This is a genomic window from Pseudomonas sp. R1-15, from assembly GCF_051132085.1.
In the GTDB taxonomy this organism is placed as follows: Bacteria; Pseudomonadota; Gammaproteobacteria; order Pseudomonadales; family Pseudomonadaceae; genus Aquipseudomonas.
Genome location: NZ_CP071660.1, coordinates 4145964 through 4168507, shown reverse-complemented (window position 1 = coordinate 4168507; position 22544 = coordinate 4145964). Strand labels below are relative to the sequence as shown.

At 52.9% G+C, this 22544-nt stretch carries 22 protein-coding genes; 10 read left to right on the top strand and 12 right to left on the bottom strand.

All coding sequences use genetic code 11. The features are described 5' to 3' along the window. Positions 1-24 precede the first annotated feature (24 nt). The 4 genes from J3P97_RS18805 to J3P97_RS18790 all read left to right on the top strand — a co-directional run bounded on the left by J3P97_RS18805 (position 25) and on the right by J3P97_RS18790 (position 4619). Entirely contained in the window at positions 25-621 is a 597-nt protein-coding gene (locus J3P97_RS18805) for a sugar transferase (RefSeq protein WP_434672498.1), read from the top strand. Then, positions 618-1244, top strand: a complete 627-nt coding sequence (locus tag J3P97_RS18800; protein ID WP_434572744.1) for an acetyltransferase — start codon at positions 618-620, stop codon at positions 1242-1244. The genes J3P97_RS18805 and J3P97_RS18800 overlap by 4 nt, the downstream gene beginning before the upstream one ends. Before the next feature lie 77 nt (positions 1245-1321). Further along, the gene (locus J3P97_RS18795; RefSeq protein ID WP_434672497.1) at positions 1322-2500 is read left to right on the top strand and encodes a DegT/DnrJ/EryC1/StrS family aminotransferase; all 1179 of its coding nucleotides are present in this window, start codon (positions 1322-1324) and stop codon (positions 2498-2500) included. Between the two features lie 124 nt (positions 2501-2624). Further along, positions 2625-4619: a polysaccharide biosynthesis protein gene (locus J3P97_RS18790; RefSeq protein ID WP_434672496.1), complete on the top strand. Its 1995-nt coding sequence runs from the start codon at positions 2625-2627 to the stop codon at positions 4617-4619. Between the two features lie 144 nt (positions 4620-4763). On the opposite strand, the gene rffA is transcribed toward J3P97_RS18790, so the two are convergent. The 7 genes from rffA to J3P97_RS18755 form a co-directional block, all read right to left on the bottom strand. Continuing rightward, on the bottom strand, positions 4764-5903 hold the full coding sequence (gene rffA / locus J3P97_RS18785; RefSeq protein WP_434672495.1) for a dTDP-4-amino-4,6-dideoxygalactose transaminase: 1140 nt from the start codon (positions 5901-5903) through the stop codon (positions 4764-4766). Beyond that, a complete protein-coding gene (locus J3P97_RS18780) occupies positions 5900-6670 on the bottom strand; it encodes a class I SAM-dependent methyltransferase (protein WP_434572751.1) in 771 nt (256 codons plus the stop codon). The genes rffA and J3P97_RS18780 overlap by 4 nt, the downstream gene beginning before the upstream one ends. 24 nt (positions 6671-6694) lie before the next feature. Next, entirely contained in the window at positions 6695-7651 is a 957-nt protein-coding gene (locus tag J3P97_RS18775; protein ID WP_434672494.1) for a lysylphosphatidylglycerol synthase transmembrane domain-containing protein, read from the bottom strand. Positions 7652-7772: 121 nt separating this feature from the next. Continuing rightward, entirely contained in the window at positions 7773-8009 is a 237-nt protein-coding gene (locus J3P97_RS18770) for an acyl carrier protein (protein WP_434672493.1), read from the bottom strand. A gap of 106 nt (positions 8010-8115) precedes the next feature. Continuing rightward, positions 8116-8745, bottom strand: a complete 630-nt coding sequence (locus tag J3P97_RS18765) for a hypothetical protein (RefSeq protein ID WP_434672492.1) — start codon at positions 8743-8745, stop codon at positions 8116-8118. Next, complete coding sequence (locus tag J3P97_RS18760) at positions 8742-9638, bottom strand: DapH/DapD/GlmU-related protein (protein WP_434672491.1); 897 nt, start codon at positions 9636-9638, stop codon at positions 8742-8744. Before J3P97_RS18760 ends, J3P97_RS18765 begins: the two co-directional genes overlap by 4 nt. Positions 9639-9641: 3 nt before the next feature. Further along, positions 9642-10592, bottom strand: coding sequence for a glycosyltransferase family 2 protein (locus tag J3P97_RS18755; protein ID WP_434572760.1), 951 nt, complete (start codon positions 10590-10592; stop codon positions 9642-9644). A gap of 472 nt (positions 10593-11064) precedes the next feature. Here J3P97_RS18755 and J3P97_RS18750 point away from each other — a divergent pair, with 472 nt between their 5' ends. From J3P97_RS18750 to J3P97_RS18735, 4 genes are all read left to right on the top strand, one after another. Next, positions 11065-12771 carry a hypothetical protein gene (locus J3P97_RS18750; protein WP_434672490.1) on the top strand — a complete coding sequence of 569 codons (1707 nt, stop codon included), beginning with the start codon at positions 11065-11067 and terminating at the stop codon, positions 12769-12771. Between the two features lie 224 nt (positions 12772-12995). Next, a complete protein-coding gene (locus J3P97_RS18745; protein WP_434672489.1) occupies positions 12996-13331 on the top strand; it encodes a ComEA family DNA-binding protein in 336 nt (111 codons plus the stop codon). 217 nt (positions 13332-13548) lie between these two features. Further along, positions 13549-14550 carry an MraY family glycosyltransferase gene (locus J3P97_RS18740; RefSeq protein WP_434674573.1) on the top strand — a complete coding sequence of 334 codons (1002 nt, stop codon included), beginning with the start codon at positions 13549-13551 and terminating at the stop codon, positions 14548-14550. Positions 14551-14733: 183 nt separating this feature from the next. Beyond that, positions 14734-15585, top strand: coding sequence for an urea carboxylase-associated family protein (locus J3P97_RS18735; RefSeq protein WP_434672488.1), 852 nt, complete (start codon positions 14734-14736; stop codon positions 15583-15585). Positions 15586-15745: 160 nt separating this feature from the next. Here the strand turns inward: J3P97_RS18735 and J3P97_RS18730 are convergent, their stop codons facing one another. From J3P97_RS18730 to rfbB, 5 genes are all read right to left on the bottom strand, one after another. Beyond that, positions 15746-15913 carry a DUF2897 family protein gene (locus J3P97_RS18730; RefSeq protein ID WP_003183831.1) on the bottom strand — a complete coding sequence of 56 codons (168 nt, stop codon included), beginning with the start codon at positions 15911-15913 and terminating at the stop codon, positions 15746-15748. A gap of 118 nt (positions 15914-16031) precedes the next feature. Next, the gene (gene eat / locus J3P97_RS18725) at positions 16032-17396 is read right to left on the bottom strand and encodes an ethanolamine permease (protein WP_434572766.1); all 1365 of its coding nucleotides are present in this window, start codon (positions 17394-17396) and stop codon (positions 16032-16034) included. A 205-nt stretch (positions 17397-17601) separates the two neighbouring features. After that, complete coding sequence (gene rfbD, locus J3P97_RS18720) at positions 17602-18495, bottom strand: dTDP-4-dehydrorhamnose reductase (protein WP_434672487.1); 894 nt, start codon at positions 18493-18495, stop codon at positions 17602-17604. After that, entirely contained in the window at positions 18492-19388 is an 897-nt protein-coding gene (gene rfbA / locus J3P97_RS18715) for a glucose-1-phosphate thymidylyltransferase RfbA (protein WP_434674572.1), read from the bottom strand. The genes rfbD and rfbA overlap by 4 nt, the downstream gene beginning before the upstream one ends. Continuing rightward, on the bottom strand, positions 19385-20467 hold the full coding sequence (gene rfbB, locus J3P97_RS18710; RefSeq protein ID WP_434672486.1) for a dTDP-glucose 4,6-dehydratase: 1083 nt from the start codon (positions 20465-20467) through the stop codon (positions 19385-19387). Before rfbB ends, rfbA begins: the two co-directional genes overlap by 4 nt. Before the next feature lie 283 nt (positions 20468-20750). On the opposite strand from rfbB, the gene kdpF reads away from it, so the two are divergent. Both kdpF and kdpA read left to right on the top strand, forming a co-directional pair. Next, a complete protein-coding gene (kdpF, locus tag J3P97_RS18705; protein ID WP_003218754.1) occupies positions 20751-20840 on the top strand; it encodes a K(+)-transporting ATPase subunit F in 90 nt (29 codons plus the stop codon). Between the two features lie 8 nt (positions 20841-20848). Then, complete coding sequence (kdpA, locus tag J3P97_RS18700) at positions 20849-22543, top strand: potassium-transporting ATPase subunit KdpA (protein WP_434672485.1); 1695 nt, start codon at positions 20849-20851, stop codon at positions 22541-22543. The last annotated feature ends 1 nt before the right edge of the window (position 22544 follow it).

Genomic DNA, 22544 nt, shown 5'->3' with positions numbered 1-22544 from the left:
CTTTCCTAGGTTTAAGGACTTCCTATGCTAAAACGCCTTTTCGATATCTTCGCTTCCCTGGTCGGGCTGATTTTATTATCACCTGTAATCGCAATTGTCGCATATATGATCCGAAAACGTTTAGGGTCTCCGGTTTTGTTTCGTCAAATAAGGCCGGGCCTAGGTGGTGTTCCTTTTGAAATGGTTAAGTTTCGGACCATGCGAGATGGGTTGGATGTCAACGGCGATCCGCTACCCGACTCTGAGCGGATGACAGATTTCGGTAGGTTTCTTCGGGCGAGCAGCTTGGATGAGCTACCTGAACTTTGGAACGTACTCAGGGGGGATATGAGCTTGGTCGGTCCTCGGCCACTGCTGATGGAATATTTACCGCTATACAATGATCAGCAGTTCCGCAGGCATGAAGTACGTCCGGGGGTTACTGGTTGGGCTCAGGTGAACGGGCGGAACGCGTTATCTTGGGACGAAAAATTTAAACTCGATGTTTGGTATGTGAATAATCAATCGGTATGGCTAGATCTTCGGATAATTTTTCTCACGGTAAAAAAAGTATTGGTTCGTGAGGGAATTAGCGCCGATGGGGAAGTCACAATGAGCAAATTCAAAGGTTCAGAAAAATGAACAGACTCGCGATTCTCGGTGCAAGCGGGCATGGAAAGGTTGTCGCTGATGCCGCCGAATGCATGGGATGGCGATCTATTGAGTTCTTTGACGATGCTTGGCCGGCCATTACAACCATTGGTAAGTGGACGGTGCTCGGAGGCACCCTCGAATTACTTGCGCGGATAGAAGAGTTCGATGGGGTGTTGGTTGCTATCGGTAATAATGATGTGCGTCAAGAAAAGTTAAACGTATTGAAGTCCTTAGACGCTCGGCTTCCTGTGCTGGTACATCCCTCTGCGACAGTAAGTCGCTATGCAAGTATCGGAGCGGGAAGCGTCGTGTTCGCTTCGGCGGTGGTTAATGCTTATGCCTCTGTAAGTGACGGTGCGATTCTGAATACAGGTTGCAGTATTGATCATGACTGCATCCTGGGTTCATGTGTACATATCAGTCCCGGAGCTAGGTTGGCAGGGGCGGTAAGTGTAGGTGCTGGAAGCTGGATCGGAATTGGAGCCTGCGTCAAACAAAATGTCCGTATCGGCAGCAAGGTGATGGTTGGAGCTGGAGCCGCAGTGGTCGGAGATATTTCTGATAATATGACGGTGGTAGGGGTCCCTGCTCGAGCAATCGTTAGGGGTTGATCCGTCCGGCTGGAAGGACTGACTGGCGTCCGAGTTTTTGACGGTTTTTTTATTAATTATGGATAGCAGGTAAAAACGTGTTGAATACCCCATTTTCTCCTTGGCCTTCGTATACCCAGGAAGAGGCCGATGCCGTTCGAGACGTAATGCTTTCCAATAAAGTCAACTATTGGACCGGGCAGGAGTGCCGCGAATTTGAGAAGGAGTTCGCCGCTTGGGCTGGGACGGATTATGCGGTCGCTCTCGCTAACGGTACTGTCGCTCTTGACCTTGCTCTCAGAGCTCTGCGTATTGGTCCTGGGGATGAGGTTATCGTTACGCCGCGGACCTTCCTCGCCTCGGTATCCAGCGTCATTAATGCCGGTGCGATTCCTGTTTTTGCTGATGTGGATCGGGATTCGCAGAATATAACCGCAGAAACGATCCAACGAGTGCTGACTCCTCGCACTCGAGGAATTATCTGTGTGCATCTTGCCGGGTGGCCATGTGATATGGACCCAATAATGGCGCTGGCAAATAGCCATGGCATAAAAGTGATTGAAGATTGCGCCCAGGCACATGGAGCCAAATATCGGGGCCGTCCGGTCGGTTCTATAGGTCACATAGGTGCCTGGTCCTTCTGCCAGGACAAAATCATGACCACGGGTGGTGAAGGAGGCATGGTCACGACAAATGATCGAAGCCTTTGGTCGGAGATGTGGTCTTTCAAGGATCACGGTAAGAGCTGGGAGGCAATTTACGAGCGCGAGCATAAACCGGGCTTCCGTTGGCTGCATGAGAGCTTTGGCACGAATTGGCGGATGTTGGAGATGCAAGGGGTCGTTGGCCGTATCCAACTTCGCCGGATGGCTAATTGGCACGATTGCCGGATCAGCCATGCTGAGCGTATATGGTCATGTTCCCGGGAGCTGAAGGCACTGCGCGTGCCTGTGGTTCAGGACGATTGTGTTCACGCGGCTTACAAATGTTATGTTTTCGTCGAAACGCAGCAGCTGAAGCCCGACTGGAGTCGTGATCGTATCATTTCTGAAATTATCGCTAAGGGGGTGCCTTGTTACTCTGGCTCCTGTTCCGAAGTCTATCTTGAGAAGGCGTTTGACGATACGAGTTGGCGGCCGGAGGTACGGTTAGCGGTAGCTAAGGAACTGGGCGAGACGAGCCTTATGTTTTTGGTGCATCCGACACTTACTAATGCTGAAATTGACAAAACCTGTGAGGTAATCAGAAGCGTTCTCCTCGCGGCTGCCAAGGCCTAGAGAAGGACGCATCGCCTTTGGTTTAAACTACACTTGTAGAGTTTTCATGAGGTGGCGGGTTGCCAGGAGGCGTACCCGCCGCAGGCTATCGATAGGGGAGCGGTTTGTGGTAAACGACGGAGTTATGGATAAGTTGCGCGGTCTTTTGCTTGGACTACCACGTCGTCATAAGCGACTCATTCAGGTGTCTGCGGATATTGTCTTGGTATGGACGGCGTTATGGATTGCCTTTTTGGTCCGCCTTGGTATTGATGATATGATCAATCCACTTATTGTTCATACTTGGCTTTTTTTAAGCGCGCCGATCGTTGCGATCCCCTTGTTTATACGCTTTGGTATGTATCGTGCAGTAATGCGTTACTTTGGGAATGACGCGCTTATTGCGATTATTAAAGCGGTCAGTTTGTCGTCGCTGATATTGGGCGTCATTGTATATTGGTACAGTAATCATCAGAATTTAGTGCCGCGTTCCATCATATTTAATTATTGGTGGCTGAGTCTGATAATGGTTGGTGGATTGCGACTGGCGATGCGGCAGTATTTTCTGGGCGATTGGTTTACGGCTGCACAGCATGTGCCCTTTGCTAATCGAGACGATGGGCTGCCAAGAGTCGCAGTCTTTGGCGCCGGCGCCGCAGGGAATCAACTAGTGGCGGCCCTGCGAATGGGGCGTGCCATGCGCCCCGTCGCCTTTATTGATGATGACGGCAGTATTGCAGATAGGATTATTTCTGGACTACAAGTTTATAAGCCAAAGCACATACAACGAATGATCGAGGAAACCGGCGCGCAGGAGATCCTTTTAGCAATACCCTCTGCTACGCGTAGCCGCCGTCGCGAGATACTTGGTTTTTTGGAGGGGTTTCCCCTTCATGTTCGTAGTGTCCCAGGTTTTATGGATTTGGCCAGCGGTCGAGTCAAAGTTGACGATATTCAAGAGGTGGACATCGCTGATCTGTTAGGACGCGATTCAGTCCCCGCTCAAGCTGACTTGCTCGAGCATTGTATTCGTAATCAATCTGTAATGGTTACCGGTGCCGGCGGGTCCATTGGCTCGGAGTTGTGTCGCCAAATTCTTTCGTTGCATCCAACTACTATTTTGTTGTATGAACACAGCGAATTTAATTTATATAGTGTTTTTACCGAATTGGAACAACGGGTATCCCGCGAGTCGCTGTCGGTGCGCGTCTTGCCAATTCTGGGCTCCGTCCGTAATGAACATAAACTTCTGGACGTGATGAAAGCATGGGATGTAGACACGGTATATCATGCGGCAGCCTATAAGCATGTTCCTATGGTTGAGCATAATATAGCTGAAGGAATACTGAATAACGTTATTGGTACTCTTAATACTGCGCAGGCTGCATTAAAATCTGCTGTTTCCAACTTTGTATTAATTTCCACTGATAAGGCAGTCCGTCCTACTAATATTATGGGTAGTACAAAGCGCCTATCTGAAATGACGCTGCAGGCTTTGAGCCGTGAATTGGCTCCGGTCCTATTTAATGACAACAATAATGTTTCTCATGTTAACAAGACGCGCTTCACCATGGTTCGTTTTGGTAATGTCTTGGGTTCGTCAGGTTCGGTAATTCCATTGTTCCATAAACAGATAAAATCAGGTGGACCGATTACCGTAACTCATCCAAAGATTACCCGTTATTTCATGACTATTCCTGAAGCTGCACAGTTGGTCATACAGGCTGGCTCCATGGGGAAGGGCGGGGATGTCTTCGTTTTGGATATGGGCGAGCCCGTAAAAATTGTTGAGCTTGCTGAAAAAATGATTCATTTATCCGGGTTGACGGTGCGTTCAGAGAAAAATGTCAACGGAGATATAGCAATCAAGTTTACAGGACTGCGTCCCGGTGAAAAGCTATATGAAGAGTTGTTGATTGGAGATAACGTGGTCGCTACTCAGCACCCAATGATTATGAGTGCCCATGAGGATCATCTTACTTGGGATTCGCTCAAAATCATCTTGGGCGAGTTGTTGGTCGCGGTGGAGCAAGATGACTACGCGAGGGTGCGCCAGCTCCTTCGCGATACCGTCAGTGGTTATGTTCCTAATGATGAAATTGTCGATTGGATATACCTGCAGCGACGCCTTGAACCCTGAAGGGCGCAAGGCTGTTGGCCAACGTACTGGAACGATATTGGAGATAACATTGCCGCTCTTAGGGTTGTTGCTTGTCTCTTGATCAACCCTTTGCGGCCGCCTTGCGGGGGCCCTCCCGGCAGCATCGCATAGCCCGTTCCGTATTTAGGAAACGGCGCGCGCTAGCGAGCCTACAATGCTCGCCTGCTGTTCTTCTGTCAGCCCCACCCAAAGCGGTAAGCGAATCAATCGTTCCGACAGGACATCTGTATTCGCCATCTCCCCATGTGTACGACCATAACGCAGCCCTGCCGGTGAGGAGTGCAATGGCACGTAATGGAATACCGAAATAACATTATCGAACTTGAGTTTATCCAGCACCCGTTGACGGTCGGCATCAGGGGTTAGCAGAACATAATACATGTGGGCGTTATGCGTGCAATTAGTTGGGATAGTCGGCCGACGTATCGCACCTGTCATTTCCAATTGTTCGAGCGACTGATGATAGCGGTTCCAGATGCTGATGCGCTTTTGTGTAATTGAGTCGGCCTCGTCCAACTGTGCCCAAAGAAACGCGGCGGTCAGTTCTCCTGGCAGGTAAGAGGAACCAACCTCTTGCCAAGTGTATTTATCAACTTCGCCTCTGAAGAATCGGCTTCGGTCAGTACCTTTTTCTCGAATGATTTCGGCACGCAATGACATTGCCGAGTCATTAACTAACAGCGCGCCGCCTTCCCCGGAAATCACGTTTTTGGTCTCATGAAAGCTATAGGCACCCAAGTCACCTATGCTCCCCAAAGCTCTTCCTTTATACGACGCCATGACTCCTTGCGCAGCATCTTCGACGACGTAGAGGCCGTATCGGCGGGCAATCTCCATTATCGTGTCCATCTCGCATGCAACGCCAGCGTAGTGAACCGGAACGATAGCCTTGGTGCGAGAGGTGATCGCAGCCTCAATCAGTCTCTCGTCCAAATTGAGGGTGTCTTGCCTGATGTCAACGAATACGGGTATTCCACCCCGTAATACAAAGGCGTTGGCAGTGGAAACGAATGTATAAGACGGCATGATGATTTCATCCCCGGGCTGAATGTCGAGCAATAGAGCTGACATTTCCAGGGCCGCTGTGCACGAGTGGGTCAGGAGTACCTTTTCGCTGCAGCTGTGCTCTTCGAGCCATTGATGACAACGTCGGGTGAAGGGGCCATCACCTGCAAGTTTATTGAGGAGCTTGGCTTCTGCGATGTAGTCGAGTTCCCTCCCCGTCATGTAAGGGCGATTGAAAGGTATTTTATTTTCGCTCACTGAGTGCCTCCGGTTTGTCTTTTTTTAGCCAGCAGCAAGAGTGAGCCGCCGAAGGTGGGCCTAACGCCTGCTTTTAAAAGGTTAAGCTCCAATTTCATCAAAAATTCTAAGATGCGATTGGTTCGGTCAGAGATGTTAAATTCGCTGTTTCGCTCAGCTTCTTTCTGGCCCGGGCGTTGCCGTGCCAGCCACATCAACGGGACAAGTAGACTGACAAAAGACGTGATGTACTCAATCTGGAGGCCGGCGCGTTCAACTTTATCTATTAACTCGCGGCGTGAGTAGCGGCGCACATGGCAGGCACGCTCATCAGCGGCGGACCAAAGCCACTTGTGCTGGGGAACGGTCAACAGCAAATGACCATCTTTATGCAGAGCGCGAGTCAGATTGGTCAATACCAATTCATCTTCTTCGATATGCTCGATGACGTCAAAGGCACCTATTGCATCAAATCGCTCTCTATCGGTCATGAGGCGTGCGTCCAGCTGCTCAAAATTTGCGTTGGGCAGACGTCGGCGTGCATGCGTAAGGCCTTCATCATAGAACTCGGTACCAGACACTATTGCCTTAGGATATTCCCGTTGAATGCCTTCCAATACAAAGCCGGTGCCACAACCGATTTCCAAAAAATTATGGATACTACCAATGCGAGATTTTATTACCCATAAGATCAATCGGTTACGAGCCCGAAACCACCAATGGCGTGCCTCAGCCTTGGCTAGAGTCTCAAAAGCGGATTTGGGAAACGGGGTGCGGTCTGCATTCATTGATGGGGCCCTAAATATTGATATCTACCTTTTCAGGCGACTTTCTTGAACGGTGTCCCAAAAGTAGATAACGCCGCCGAAGGCGGCAGGGATCAGTACCATAATGGTGTAATTTGCGATAGAGGCGCCGACGGCTATATTAGCAGGCACGTCGAGCAGGCCATAAAAATATACAAAAAAACCTTCGCGAACACCGAAACCACCTATAGTTATTGGGACCATGGTCAGGATAGCGATGACAGGGTAGAGGGCGAAATGTTGAGCGAAGGGAATGTCGTAGCCAAAGGCACGGAAAACGAGATATACAACCATTATCAGCGAGATTTGATAACAGAATATATAGGGCAACGACGATGAAAGTGCCTTTCGGTAAGGGAAGCTTGCGGTGCTCGCGTGGAGTTTTTCTATGTATCTCATCACGCTAGCAATAACTGAGTTTTTAGTAATAAGGTTGCTGTAAAGGGCGTGGATTTTTTTGCTCGTCAGTAGGAGCTGAACGCCGACTGCTAAGCTAGTGATGATGCCGACAATGGTGGTGAGCAAGACGTAGTTGCCTGATGCTGGCAAAAACGGCAGAGCTGAGAGAGTCAGAATACATAACACCAGTAACCCAATCATTCGCTCTATTATTACAGTACTGCCTGCCTTCCCTCGCTTATCGGGATGACGGCGTTCGATGTGGAACATTCGAAAAGCATCACCCCCCTGCGAGGATGGAAAAATCAATCCTTGGAACTGAGAAGTCAGGCTTATTTTCCATAGGCTCGTTAACGTCTCATTGATTGAGTTGAGACGCAAGAAGACTTGCCAGCGGCTGACAGAGAAAAAAGAGCTTAAAGTGAGCGGAATGGCAACAGCTAGCGCTAGGTAGTGCGAAGCCTTTATTTCGCCAGTGAGTGCCGCCAGGTCTAGGTTAAATGTCTTTATCAGGAACAAAGAAATCAATAGGGCGATAAAAAATTTGATAAACATTAAACGCATGCGGAGCTCAACTGTTCAGGGTGCGTTGTGCGGTATTGAAAACAGGTAGAGTCGACCCTGTCACGGTTGAGCGCAGTGTAAGGGAGTAGACGGTCTTTTGCTCCCTTACATGGCCAGACCGTTATTGTTGCAGTTTAACTACATACTCTGCCAAGTCGTCAATAGTGCGTAGACTTTCGATATCTTGGTCAGGGATCTGAATCCCATAGTGATCCTGAACAGCTAGCATAATGGTAAATATGTCCATGGAATCGATGCCTTGATCGGTCAGGTTGATGTTGTCACGCAGCGTCGAGGCATCAGCGCCAACTTCAGCTTTGGAAATGATGTCTCTGATTATTACCTTTGTCTCAGACATGTTTAATATCTCTTTGTTGAATTTGATCTTACCTGATCGACACGTCCACTGGGACCAATGCCCTGATGATGGCGGGCGAGGTCGGCATGAGGCGCTGGTCGATAGACTATTCGACGTCAAGGGCGCTGAAGTATATCGTGCCAATATGCTCCGCGTTAAGCTTGACGCTGCTGCGCGTCAATCGGGTGCCCAGCGTTTGCTCAAGCGTCAGTTGAACCCCGCTTAGATTTTCGCTCAGCGGCCATGCGCTGCTTTCCCAGCGACAAAACACCCACTGACTGCTGCCAGGTATGCTCAGTTCTTTCAAGAGCAGGGCCTTGTTCATGGCTACAAGCACCTCGATTTGGGTGAAATTTTCTGGCATATCCCTCAGGCTAACTGATCGACCCGCAGAGGCGTAAACACATTGGTTCAGAACCGGCAGCTCGTCATAAGCGCGTCGCGTTTCAGCGTATTCATCAGCTTGAATCAATTTACCTTCATACTCAACGCCATCGATCTGAACGGTGAAGGATGCGGTAGTTTTTCCCTCCAGGGTCTGAGGGGCGGACTTTGGCCACCAATGGCAAGTGAGCATCTGATTGGTCATTGTACTGATCTTGAAGTCCAGCTTCTCGATCCGTGCGTAGGGTATGTGGCTGTTAATGGACTGCATCGTGGCGTTGAGCATATCCGTACCGTGTATGTAGGTGCGCTCGCCCTTAAATCCCAATGAAAGGGCATTAGAATGCTTCATTTCAGCTTCCTGATATGTGCCGTCATATTGGCCCTGTGGTTGAGCGCAAAGTTGCCCGATACGACACTCCCAGATGCGATATCGCCAATCACAACCGCCCCCATTTTTATCTCAACTGCATCGCCGATCACTAGTCCCTGCGCAATGGAGCAGGAGGCTCCGACCCATACACCTGTTCCCAGTCGAGTCCGTCCTGCAACGACAGTATTGCCAGAAACCACGCAATTTTCGCCAATCGCAGCACCATGACCGATGTTCGTCATGATACCAATTTGACAATTATTACTGACGGTCGTGGGTTGCTGAAACAAAGACCGCGCAATCACTGCGCCAGCGAGTATCTGGCAGCCTGATCCAATGCGTACGCCACCTTGATGTTTCACCGTTAACAGCGTGCCGTCGTCGTTGCGTAGTGTGATGAGACCTTCAGCGCCTATCACCGCGTTCGAGCCGATGTAGACGTTATCTCCAATCTCTACAGGGCCCTCAATGACCACGTTTGCCGAAATCTCGATATTGTTGCCCAATTTGGCTAATGGCGAAATAACAGCGCTCGGGTGAATTACGCAGTTTTGGCCAATGCTCGGTGCGTTTGCTCCGGCGCGAGTAGTCTCGTTACCGAGGCGATTGTAAAGTTGAAAAAACGCAGCGCGGGGGTTGGCACAGAATACAACTGTCTTTTCTGTCGCTAATACTTCGTTCTTTAAATTTTCCGGGCAGAGAATACATGCGACATTTGGCGTGGCCAATGCTTTGTGCAAATAATAAATGTTCTGACAATACACCAATGCTCCCGGTGTGCGAGCGTCCGTTTCGTCGAGGTGTTCGAAGACTCCACTGTTTAAGATGTGTTCGGCAGGGAAAAAATCCACGACGCGGTAGGCGGATGTCATTGTTTACTCTATATGTTCTTCGATGATGGGGAACTGACTAAGATGGGTGGCATTCTCGACCAGTCTGCCGAGATACTCTCCCTGGACTCCCAGTGCCAGAAGGATATTGCCAGCCAGGAACGATACCAGGATCGCGAGGGAAGCCCAGCCGGGCACAATATGGTCGGTCAGAAGGGTGCGCAGCAGAATGAAAACGGCAAACAGAATGCTCGACGCGCTGACCATGAAACCCCAGATCACTACGTAGCGTAGCGGCAGGAGCGAGTAATTGATAACCAGGAACGAAAGCGTCTTGAACATCTTGCCCAAGGTATAAGTGCTGGGCCCGCCATCGGCTCGTGACGCATGGCGGATTGTCACATTCGCCATCATGCTGACTGGCACTGAATTAAACAGCATCGCGGCGATGTGCGGATGAGAGCCCTGATATTTGGCGAGCTGTTTTGCCACCAGTTGACTCATGGCCCTATAACTGGATAGGCCAAAACCGGTCGGTTTGCCCATGATTTTACTGACCAGTTTCTGGTTGAGGGAAGACGCCAGATTGCGCCAGGCGCTGTGTCGTTTTTCAGTCATTGGAATTTTTCCGATGACGACATGCTTGCCGGCTTGGAGCTGTTCGATGAACAGAGGCAGGTCCTCGGGGAAGCATTGCAGGTCATCGTCGATTGTGACGACATAGCGTTTGCAGGCATAGCTGATGCCGCAAAGTGTTGCGTGTTGTTGCCCCTTGTTCTTCGCGAAGCGAACAGCTTTGACCCTGGGGTCTTGTTCATGAAGTGCCAGAGCAGCAAACCACGTCTGATCAGGGCTCGCATCATCAACCAGAACAATTTCCCAGTCATCGCAGAGTTGATCCAGGACCGTCCGTGCACGCGCGTAGAATTCCGGGAGCGTGCTTGCGCTTCTATAAACGGGTACAACCAAGCTAACTGAAACGGTTCTGTCGATCACCTTGAGCCTCATCCTGACCATTGGTATGTACGCTGGCGCTTGCTGCTGAAGCGTCCTGCCTGGTTCTTCAACAGATGTACGCTACACACCGGGCGAAGCATGCTGACAGGTTGCCCCGCCTAAAGGGTCGAATTTTAAGCTAAGGTGGGGACGGTGTCACGGCGGCTAGCAGTTATGGCTGACACGCACGTGCCCTTTATGCCTATCCGTGGTTGAACGCCTTTGGCATGGCCTGATGGACCGCGTTTCGTTGCGTTTCGCAAGAGCGGACGCGGCCATTTTCCGTGCACCAGCACTCATCGCGCCTTCCGGGAAGCTGGAATCCGCCATTGGTAAGATTGATATACGTTCCCAAGCAATCTGAATTTTTTTCGATTTTCTTAGGCGCTTTGCATTGCCTGGTGAAATATGACGTGCCGACAGGTCATTGTGGTTACAGCGTAGGTTGGATGCTAGGAGTGAGTTATTATGAGTGGCGAATAGAGAGCCGTTACAAAAAGTGGTGGTCATTTTTGATTCGATTGGATGTAATGTGATGAGAGATGTGGTAATAAAAAAAATACCTGTAATTGTCTTGGTTTTGTTCTTCGGGTTGCTCTTGAGTGGCGTGTTTCTTCCGATTTACTCCGATGAGGTGGTGACGAAGTTTAGGATTGCCCGGCTCTTTCTGGAGAGCGGAGATGCAGTAACTCTTTTTCCGCAGTGCACAGCCACCACAGGACGAGCAGTTTCCTGGATATTCTATCCGATCGGTATGTTGCTATCCGCCTTATATGCTCATTTGGGGCCTTTGGGCTTGAGAGTGAGCGGTATCGTTTTATCGTTGATCTGGTTTGTCTTGCTCGCTTATTGGTGTTGGGCTCAGACGCGGGATTCGGGCGTGGCTCTACAACGTTTTGCCGGTTTTGTCGCAGTAGGATCATTAGGTATTTTGCCCTTTCTTTGGGTCTTGTCGCGTCCGGAGCAGTTGTTGATATTGGCGATACTGATGCTTTGCCTCACGGCGCTTTTCTCGAGCAAGCCAAAATCCGCGAGGGGCCAGGTGAGCGTAGCTGCTGGGGTGGCACTGCTGTTATCTTTTCTATTCTACGCTCACCCAAAAAGCATGTTCTATACTCCATTCGCACTGGTGGCGGCCTGGTTGGCCACAGCGTCCTACCATAAAGTGATTCGCTATGGCTTGATCCTATTCGTCTTGGGGTCATGTGTTCAAGTGTTCCTTTATTTCAATGCGCTGGGAAATTGCCAGGATGCGCCGAGCATAAAGTTAATGCTTGGCGCTAATACGTTGTTGCCAGGGACGCTTTTTTCCGCACCTAATGAGTTTGTCAGCGCTGCGTTCAACAATTTGGTAAGTTTTCCTGAACGGCTACTGACGCACCTTACATTTAACGAGGCTTATCAATCGGGCTGGCTGCCTCCGTTGTCCGGTAGTTTTGCAGCGTTGCCATACCTCAATTGGGCCATTTATTATTTCTTGCTTGTATTCGTGGTGAGTCTCCATTTTTTGGCTGTTTCAATATTTCTGTTGCAGTTGATTCGCCGCCAAGTGACTGGAACTGTCCTGCTAGCCTTGTTATTGGTCGGAGCGAATGTCGGTAACGCTTTTTTTTACAATATTCAGAATTTTTATGCTGGCTCTCAGTTTGTTCCGGTAACCATCATCATTACCGCGCTTCTGATGCAATCCCAGCGTGGAGTTAAGAAAAATAACCCCCCTACGCTGGTCGCCTATTCGTTGTTGCTGTTGCTTTCGATAGCATCGATGATGACATCACTGGCGCTTGTGACCCCCAGCATTATGCGTAATACCTCTTCTGCTCAGTCCAGTTTGCCCGGACAGCCATTATCTATACCGGTGTTTGGGGTTCAATCTCACTTGAACTCAATCAGGAAGCTGGGAGCAGCGTGCGAAATACCCGCGAAGTCCACCGAGAGCGTCGTGGTGGATCACATGACTTATTTTGCTTTCGTACAGGATAAAAAACCGATCCATGTGCTGTACGTGACCGAGTTTGGATACGGTGGTGACCTGACAAATGGCAGGCTGCTCCCATTTCTCAAAGGGTTGAACAGTCCGGGGCTGATCACACGTTGCGAATGGGTGCCAAACGAATTTCGGCAGGCGCAGCAGACGGGGGAAATGGGCTATTGTTGTGTCAATTTCAGCAAAATGTGATCAGGCATCCCTGTCTGACCCCTCCTGCTGAATGTTAAACCGAGACGGGTGGATAAAGTTTATTCTAATACCAGTCGTGCGGAAGCTAATCAGCCTTATTATCATGATCGGTATTACGCTTCCTGTAACATTCTGATTTTTGACAACCCGTCCACGTCACCTAAGGTTGAGAAGCAGCTTCGGAAAAGCTGCTTCTCTCTTAACGATGTCATGGAGCGTCACTAATGCGTACAGGCTATTTCTACTCTCTGATTTTCGCTTTGCTCACCGGCGCCTCGATTGCTGCTGTCGCGGCGCCAGCGGTCGAGCCTGGCGCAGCGGCTGCACCACAGGCTGTTGAACAGCCGGCCCAAACGCAAAGCACCAAGGTGGACTTGAACGGGGCGGATGCTGCTACGCTGCAACGCGAGTTGGCAGGGATCGGCAAGAGTAAAGCTGAGGCGATTGTTGCGTATAGGGAGGGTAATGGGCCTTTCTCTACGGTAGAGGAATTACTGGAGGTTAAGGGGATCGGAAAGGCAATTCTCGACAGGAACCGTGACAGGCTGGAAGCCAATTGATCTGATGCGGTGAAAGAGGCCGGTGATGTGACCGGCCTTTTGCACACTTAGCCTAAAGTTAAGAAAAAAGGCGTTGTATATTATAGAGCTCTGATGAACGGTAGGTGATAAGACGCCGTTCCATGAGCGCATCGTGCCCCGCAACAGCAAAAAAACTCTACTATTACTATTAGAGTTTGATCGGAGCAGCATCGAGGAGTTTTTAGTGCTTTGGTTAATGTTCCCATTTATCGCTTTTTTTTCTTTCGTGCTGACGTGGCTCCTCAGTCGGTATGCATTAGCCCACGGTGTCATCGATTTACCAAACTTACGTAGCTCTCATACGGCTCCAACTCCCAGAGGGGGAGGTGTTGCCATTGTCTTTAGCTTTTCCGCTGCTAGTTTAACCTTGTTTTATTTTAATATGCTTCCGGCGGCTCAACTTGCTGCGCTACTTGGCGCTGGGGTATTTGTAGCTATCAATGGTTTTTGGGATGATCATGTTCATATTGCTGTGCGATGGCGACTTTTAGGCCATTTTCTTGCGTCCATCTGGGTTTTGTATTGGGTCGATGGTCTTGCCCCTCTTTCTTTTTTTAATTGGGTAATTGAATTAGGGGCTTTCGGTTATCTCCTATCAGCGATATTTTTGGTCTACATGCTAAATCTTTATAATTTCATGGATGGGATTGATGGTATCGCGGCTATCGAGGCGGTATCTGTTTGCGCTAGCGCCGCTTTCCTATATTGGGTAAAGGGAGAGGAAACCCAAATATATGGACCGCTGTTGCTTGCCTGTTCTGTCTTGGGATTTTTATACTGGAACTATCCACCCGCTAGAATATTCATGGGGGATGCGGGAAGTGGCTTTTTAGGAATTATATTCGGAATTTTTGTACTACAGGCCGCATGGATATCGTCCGATTTTTTCTTCGCGTGGCTAATCCTGCTCGGCGTATTCATTGTAGATGCAACCCTGACGCTGGTTCGTCGTTTTCTGCGCGGGGAGAAAATCTACGAAGCTCATCGGAGTCATGCCTATCAATCCGCTTCACGGTACTATGGGCGTCATCTGCCTGTGACATTGGCAACGGGAATACTTAACGTTTGTTGGTTGCTGCCGATTGCATTTCTGGTAGTGGATGAAAAGCTGGAAGGAGTTATCGGCTTGTTAATAGCGTACTTGCCTTTGTTGTTTCTGGCATTTAGATTTCGAGCAGGGGCAATGGAGGCTTCTTAGCACAAAAACTTAGTTTAAGCGGCTTCTTATAAAAGCCACTTAATAGGAGGGATGTTAGCTTAAATGGTCGATACAAGTGTTACGGTGTTTATGAAAGAACCCTGCCTATGGCGATACACTAGCACAAAGGCTTTGATTCAGGTGCTGACGCTTTTCGCCACACACCACTGATTGGGAGATGACATGCACAAAAACTACCCAGCCGCCTACCAACCCAGCAAAGGCTCAGCTTTGCAAGTAGACAAACCCTTCTACGACCGCATCCGCGCCGAGCAGGGCAAGCGCACGCTGATCGAGCAGTTCGAGGTGCCGATCCGTACCGGTCGCGCTTGGCATGTGCCAGCCGGGCATGTGTTTCGTGTCACCACGCCGGTGGGGCCGCAAGTGGGGGACTTCAACGTCTGGAATGCCCATGATCCGCGGGAGCGCCTGTGGGCTGCGCGTACTCGGCAACTTCAGGGCGCTCATGTCAGCACTCACGATCGGTTATGGTCAAACCTGCCGTTTCTACGTCCTCTGGTGACGATCACGGATGACAGCCTGGCCGGCTACGGCATTGACGAGCATGGCGGGCGTTTGCACGACTTGCTGGGGACTCGGTGTGATCCTTACGTGAACAAGATGCTGACCGGTGAGGATTTCCACCACCATTGTCACTCGAATCTGACCCGGGCGGTGTTGCCTCATGGTTTGACCGAGTTCGATGTGCACGATGTGTTGAATATTTTCCAATGCACCGGGCTGAATCATGACGACATGTATTTCATGAAGGCCTGTCCGGCGCAGAAGGGCGATTACCTGGAGTTTTTCGCTGAGATTGATTTGTTGTGCGCGTTATCGACCTGTCCTGGAGGCGACCTGTCGTTGGCGATGTGGGGGCCGGATGCCCAGGATCCTTTAAGCGTTTGTCGTCCGCTGGGGGTGGAAATCTATCGGTTGGAGGAGTCGTTGCTGCAGGGCTGGAGTCAGCCGGAGCGGGCGGCTTACAAGGGGCTGCATGGGTTGCATATTGCCAAGGCGGATTGGGAGAAGTAACTGCGGCTGCCTCTGTGGCGAGGGAGCTTGCTCCCGCTGGGCTGCGCAGCGGCCCCGAAGGCCCGGAACTCGATTAGCCTCACGCGCCTTGCCAGCAGGTTTTTTGGGCCGCTTCGCGCCCCAGCGGGAGCAAGCTCCCTCGCCACGAAAGCGGTGTGAATCAGCGATCCTTGGCTTCTTTCGCATCCATTTCCGCATTACGCTCGGCAACACGTTTACGTTGCTCATCCGTCAGTTCCACTTTGTTGGCGGTGTCGCGCAGCATCATCAGGCCGCCAACGATCGAGCCGATGGCGACGATCAGGATTAACCAGGCATACCAGGGCATAGGGTTCTCCTTGAGTGGGCAATGGCCAAGCGAGTATTCGCTGGCCATTGCCGCTACCACTTATGAGCGAAGGCTGTTCGCAGTGGTTCCATACTACGCCGGTTATCCCGGGTCCACCTTATAGCCCGGTCAACATCGCATCGGCCGGCGCATCTGCGCGCAGTTGGGCAGTCATCACGAAATACACGAAACCCACCGCCATGAACCCCAGGAAGATCAGCCCGATCAGCGTGTTGAACCAGGCCATCGCCACCAGGCACACCATCGCCAGTGCCAGGGCGATCCCCGGTACGATCGGATAGCCGGGAGCGCGGAACGTGCGTTCGAGATTCGGTTCGGTTTTGCGCAGTTTGAACAGGCTGAGCATGCTCATGATGTACATGACGATCGCGCCGAACACGGCCATGGTAATCATCGCCGCGGTCAGGGTCATACCGCCGAGGTTGATCAGGCCGTCGCTGTAGATTGCCGCGATGCCGATCAGGCCGCCGGCGATGATGGCCCGGTGCGGGGTCTGGAAGCGTGACAGTTTGGCCAGGGAAGAGGGGAGGTAGCCGGCGCGGGCCAGGGCGAAAAACTGGCGTGAGTAGCCGAGGATGATGCCGTGGAAGCTGGCTACCAGGCCGAACAGGCCGATCCACACCAGCATGTGCAACCAGCCGGAGCTTTCACCGACCACGGTTTTCATGGCTTGCGGCAGGGGATCGTTGATGTTTGACAGGGTGCGCCAGTCACCGACGCCACCGGCGAAGAACATCACGCCCATGGCCAGGAACACCAACGTCAGGATGCCGCTGATGTAGGCCTTGGGGATCGTGCGTTTCGGATCCTTGGCTTCTTCAGCGGCCATGGCCGCGCCTTCGATGGCGAGGAAGAACCAGATCGCGAAGGGAATGGCGGCGAACATTCCGGCAATGGCCGGTGCACCGAACACGTCGGAACCGGCCCAGCCGTTCAGGGCAAAGCTGCTGAAACTGAACGCGGGTGCGACCACGCCCATGAAGACCAGCAACTCGGCGACGGCAAGCACGCAGACGATCAGCTCGAAGGTCGCGGCCAGTTTCACTCCGAGGATGTTCAGGCCCATGAACACGATGTAGGCGCCGACGGCAGCGTGTTTCGGGTCGAGCGCCGGGAATTGCACATTCAGGTAGGCGCCGATGGCCAAGGCAATGGCCGGTGGTGCGAAGACAAATTCGATCAGGGTTGCCAGGCCGGCGATCAAGCCGCCTTTTTCGCCAAAGGCTCGACGGCTGTAGGCGAACGGGCCGCCAGCGTGGGGAATGGCGGTGGTCAGTTCGGTAAAGCTGAAGATGAAGCAGGTGTACATGGCCGCGACCATGAACGACGTCACCAGAAAGCCCAGCGTTCCGGCGACTCCCCAGCCGTAACTCCAGCCGAAATACTCACCGGAAATCACCAGGCCAACGGCGATGCCCCATAAGTGCAGGGTGCCCAGGGTGGGTTTGAGTTGTGTGTTCATCGGTGGCTCCCCTCGATAAATAGCAAAAGCGCTGGGGAGAGGGCAGTGCAGTGGGCGTGCCAGTAAGGCAGTCGCGGTCGTAATGGGTCGAATCAGGTCGTATCGGGGATGTTCCACACCGAATTGTGGTATTCGGTGCCCCAGTTCAGCGCCCTGGAGCCACGGCTTGCCGTTATCTCGTGCAGACTTGTGGCACCACTGGCTCTTACAAACGGGCGCCCTTCGAGAAAAGCTCGGTCTGGTCATCAAGGCATTCAAGCAGCGCCGCTTTCCAGTGGGGCTGGCTGATTGCCCAATCACGCTCCAACCGGCTGCAATCAAGTCTTGAATTAAGCGGACGTACCGCTGCCGCTGGATACTCACTGGAGGAAATAGGCAGCAAAGTTGCGCAAGGTTTGCCCTGTCGTTGCAACGTATCGCCGATAGCCTGGGCGAACCCGAACCAGGATACCTGGCCTTGAGCGGTCAGGTGATAGGTCCCCCATTTCGCTGTTCCGCGTTGCCACCCTTCGATGAGCGCCAGGGTGCTGGCAGCGATTGAGCCCGTCCACGTTGGGGCACCTATCTGGTCATCCACGACTCGCAACTCGGATTTTTCCTGAAGAAGCCGCTGCATGGTCAGTAGAAAATTGCGTCCATAGGACGAATATACCCAGCTGGTTCGAAGAATCAGGTGCTTACCGTTGACCACAGAAACGGCTTGCTCACCTGCCAGTTTGCTCTTGCCGTAAACGCCGAGCGGATTGGGTGCGTCATCTTCGTTGTAAGGCTCGGTTTTATTGCCGTCAAATACATAGTCAGTGGAGTAGTGAATCAGCGGTATATCGAGCGCAAACGCTTCCTCTGCCAAGACGCCGGGCGCTACGGCATTAAGAGCGAAGGCTGCCTCTGGCTCGCTTTCCGCCTGGTCGACGCCTGTGTGTCCGGCAGCGTTGATGATCAGGTCCGGATGGAGGTTTCGGACCGTTTGGCGGATCAACTGCGGCTGTGCCAGGTCGAGTTGGTCGCGCCCCAAGACGATCAATTCCCCGACGTTGCGCAGCCGCCGCTGCAGCTCACGGGATACCTGGCCATGTTGGCCGCAGATAAGCACTCTCATGGCCGCAGCCCGACGGAGTTGATCTCCTCTCCCGCTACTTGGGCGAGGTATTGACCGTAGCCGATCTTGCCGAAATAACGGGCGCGCTCAAGCAGCTGTTCGCGGCTGATCCAGCCATTGTGATAAGCGATCTCTTCGAGACAGGCCACTTTCAGTCCCTGGCGATGTTCGATGGTCTGCACGTATTGCGAGGCATCAAGGAGGCTGTCATGAGTCCCGGTGTCGAGCCAGGCGAAACCGCGACCGAAGCGCTCTACTTGCAAATCACCACGCTGAAGATAGGCATTATTGATGTCAGTGATTTCCAGCTCACCACGTGGCGAGGGCTTGACTGCCTTGGCAATGTCGATCACGTCGTTGTCGTAGAAATACAAGCCGGTAACCGCGTAGTTGGACTTTGGCTTCTGAGGTTTTTCCTCAATCGACAAGGCACAGCCATTGCTGTCGAAATCGATCACTCCGAAGCGCTCCGGGTCTTTTACCCAATAACCGAACACTGTCGCGCCAGAGGGACGTTCGGCTGCCCGTTGCAGCTGTGCGCCGAAGTACGCCCCATGGAAGATATTGTCGCCAAGAATCAGGCACACCGGATCCGTGCCGATGAACTCTTCGCCAATCAGAAAGGCCTGGGCCAGGCCATCCGGTGACGGTTGGATCGCATAGCTGAACCTGACCCCGAACTGACTGCCGTCCTGCAGTAGATTCCGGTATTGCGGCAAATCCTGAGGAGTGGAAATAACCAATATTTCCCTGATGCCAGCCAACATCAATACCGATATCGGGTAATAGATCATCGGTTTGTCATAAACCGGCAACAGCTGTTTCGATACGCCAAGAGTGATGGGATGCAAACGCGTGCCCGAGCCACCCGCCAATACAATGCCTTTCATTATGCGAGCAGCTCCTTTTTATTGGTGAATCCAAGGCGTTCGCCTTGATAACTGCCGTCTTGAACGCGACGGCACCATTCGAGGTTCTCCAAATACCATTTGACCGTTTTCCGCAGGCCTGACTCGAATGTTTCTTGCGGTACCCAGCCCAGTTCCTGCTCGATTTTCCCGGCGTCGATGGCGTATCGCTGATCGTGACCCGGACGGTCCTGAACGAAGGTGATCAGGTCGGCAAAGTGGGCGATGCCCTCAGGCTTTTGCGGTGCGAGCTCTTCCAGCAACTGGCAGATGCCCCGAACCACGTCGATGTTCTTTTGCTCGTTGTGCCCGCCAATGTTGTAGGTTTCGCCGACCTTGCCCGTGGTGACCACTTTGAGTAACGCCCGAGCGTGATCCTCGACAAATAGCCAGTCACGCACCTGCAGGCCGTTGCCATATACCGGCAGAGGCTTGCCAGCCAAGGCGTTGAGGATGACAAGAGGAATGAGCTTCTCCGGGAAGTGGAACGGCCCATAGTTGTTTGAACAGTTGGTCAGCAGCACCGGAAGGCCATAGGTGCGATGCCAGGCGCGGACCAGATGATCGGAGGCTGCCTTGCTGGCGGAGTAGGGCGAGCTTGGGGCGTAGGGAGTGGTTTCCGTGAACAGATCGTCAACGCCGTGCAGGTCGCCATAGACCTCGTCGGTCGAGATGTGATGGAAACGAAAGGCACTTTTCTCCGGCTCGGCAAGGGTTTGCCAATAGGCGCGGGTGGCCTCGAGCAGGCTGTAGGTGCCGACGATGTTGGTCTGGATGAAGTCCGATGGCCCGTCAATGGATCGGTCGACATGGGATTCCGCGGCGAGATGCATGATCGCTTGGGGTTGGAAACGCGCCAGGACCGCGCTGACGGTCGCCTGGTCAACGATATCGGCCTGCACGAATTCGTAGCGACTGTTGCTGGCAACGCTGACAAGCGATTCGAGGTTACCAGCGTAAGTCAGTTTGTCCAGGTTGAGGGCTTCATGATCAGAGTGCTCGATCAGCTCGCGAATCAGGGCAGAGCCTATGAAACCGGCACCGCCGGTGATGAGGATACGCATATGAGTCCAGCCTTTTCCCAGTAAGTCGATGACGCATGAACCGTAGCTTGTCGGCATGAGTCGGGTAGCGCAATAGAAGTGTCGGCCCGATTCGGGATTTGTAGAGCCTAGTCGATGGGAAAATAACTGACGCCGTCGGAGGCGGGCTTGCGAGTCCACCCCGATTACCCATTTTTTACAGATTCTTTATCCCCCACCCCCTGCCTCGATCTCGCGCCTTTACACCCTCCCTGCCGACAATCCCCCCCACACACGGCATGACGCCGTACCACGGAGAAATCCCATGAGTGTTCTGGACGGGGTGTCATTGCTGCTGGCAGTGGCGCTGTTCATTTATCTGCTGGTTGCGCTGTTGCGCGCGGATCGGAACTAGGAGCGGTTATGCACGGTTATGACTTCGGGCTGATCCTCGGCTTTTTTGCTCTGGTGCTGATTCCGGCACCGTTTCTGGGACGGTTTTACTACCGGGTGATGGAGGGCCAGCGTACCTGGCTGTCGCCGATTCTTGGGCCGATGGAGCGCGGTTGCTACAAGGTGGCCGGCGTTGATCCGACTGCCGAGCAGAATTGGCAGAAGTACACGCTGGCCTTGCTCGCGTTCAATCTGGCGGGGTTTGTGCTGTTGTTTGCGATCCTGTTATTGCAGGGGCATTTGCCACTCAACACTGAAAACCTGCCCGGCATGGAGTGGACCCAGGCCTTCAATACGGCGGTCAGCTTCGTGACCAACACCAACTGGCAGTCCTACAGCGGCGAGGCGTCCCTCAGTTATTTGAGCCAGATGGTCGGGCTGACGGTGCAGAACTTCGTCAGCGCCGCCACCGGCCTGGCCGTGCTGGTGGCGCTGTGTCGTGGGATCGGGCGCAAGTCCGCGACGACGCTGGGCAATTTCTGGGTCGACATGACCCGTGCCACCCTCTATGGACTGTTGCCGCTGTGCCTGCTGCTGGCGCTGTTTCTGGTGTGGCAGGGCGTGCCGCAAACCTTCGCGCAGTATGTGCACGGGGTGACGATGCAGGGCATCGACCAGGTGATTCCATTGGGCCCGGCCGCCAGCCAGATTGCGATCAAGCAACTGGGCACCAACGGCGGTGGTTTTTTCGGTGTCAACTCGGCGCACCCGTTCGAGAACCCGACGGCCTGGAGCAATCTGTTTGAAGTCGCATCGATCATCCTGATCCCGGCGGCACTGGTGTTCACCTTCGGCCATTACGTCAAGGACCTGCGCCAGAGCCGGGCGATCATTGCCTGCATGCTGGCGCTGTTCCTGATCGGCGGCGCGACGTCGCTGTGGGCGGAATTCCAACCCAACCCGGCCCTTGATAACGCGGCCGTTGAACAGGCCGCGCCGCTGGAAGGCAAGGAGTCACGTTTCGGCACCACGGCCACGGTGCTCTGGTCGGTGACCACCACGGCGGCGTCCAACGGCTCGGTCAATGCGATGCACGACAGCCTCAACCCGCTGAGTGGCATGGTCGCGCTGGTGAACATGATGCTGGGCGAAGTGATTTTCGGCGGTGTTGGCGCCGGGCTCTACGGGATGCTGCTCAACGTATTGATCGCGGTGTTCCTGGCCGGGTTGATGATCGGTCGTACGCCGGAATACCTGGGCAAGAAACTCGGCGCCCGGGAAGTGCAGTTGCTGGTGGTGACGCTGCTGGTGATGCCGGTGAGTGTGCTGGTGCTCGGCGCGATTGCCGCAAGCCTGCCCGGGCCCGCCGCGGCGGTGAGCAATCCTGGCGCTCATGGCTTCAGTCAGTTGCTCTACGCCTACACCTCGGCGGGGGCGAATAACGGTTCTGCGTTTGCCGGTTTCGGCGCCAACACGCCGTTCCATAACCTGATGCTGGGCCTGGGCATGTTGATTGGCCGTTTCGGCTACATCCTGCCGGTGCTGGCGTTGGCCGGCAGCCTGGCGCTGAAGAAAACCGCACCGATCGGCCAAAACAGCTTCCCGACCCACGGCCCGCTGTTCGTGACCCTGCTGACCGTGACCATCCTCCTGGTGGGTGGCCTGACATTCTTGCCGACCCTGGCCCTGGGGCCGATCGCCGAACACCTGAGCATGGGTTTCTGAG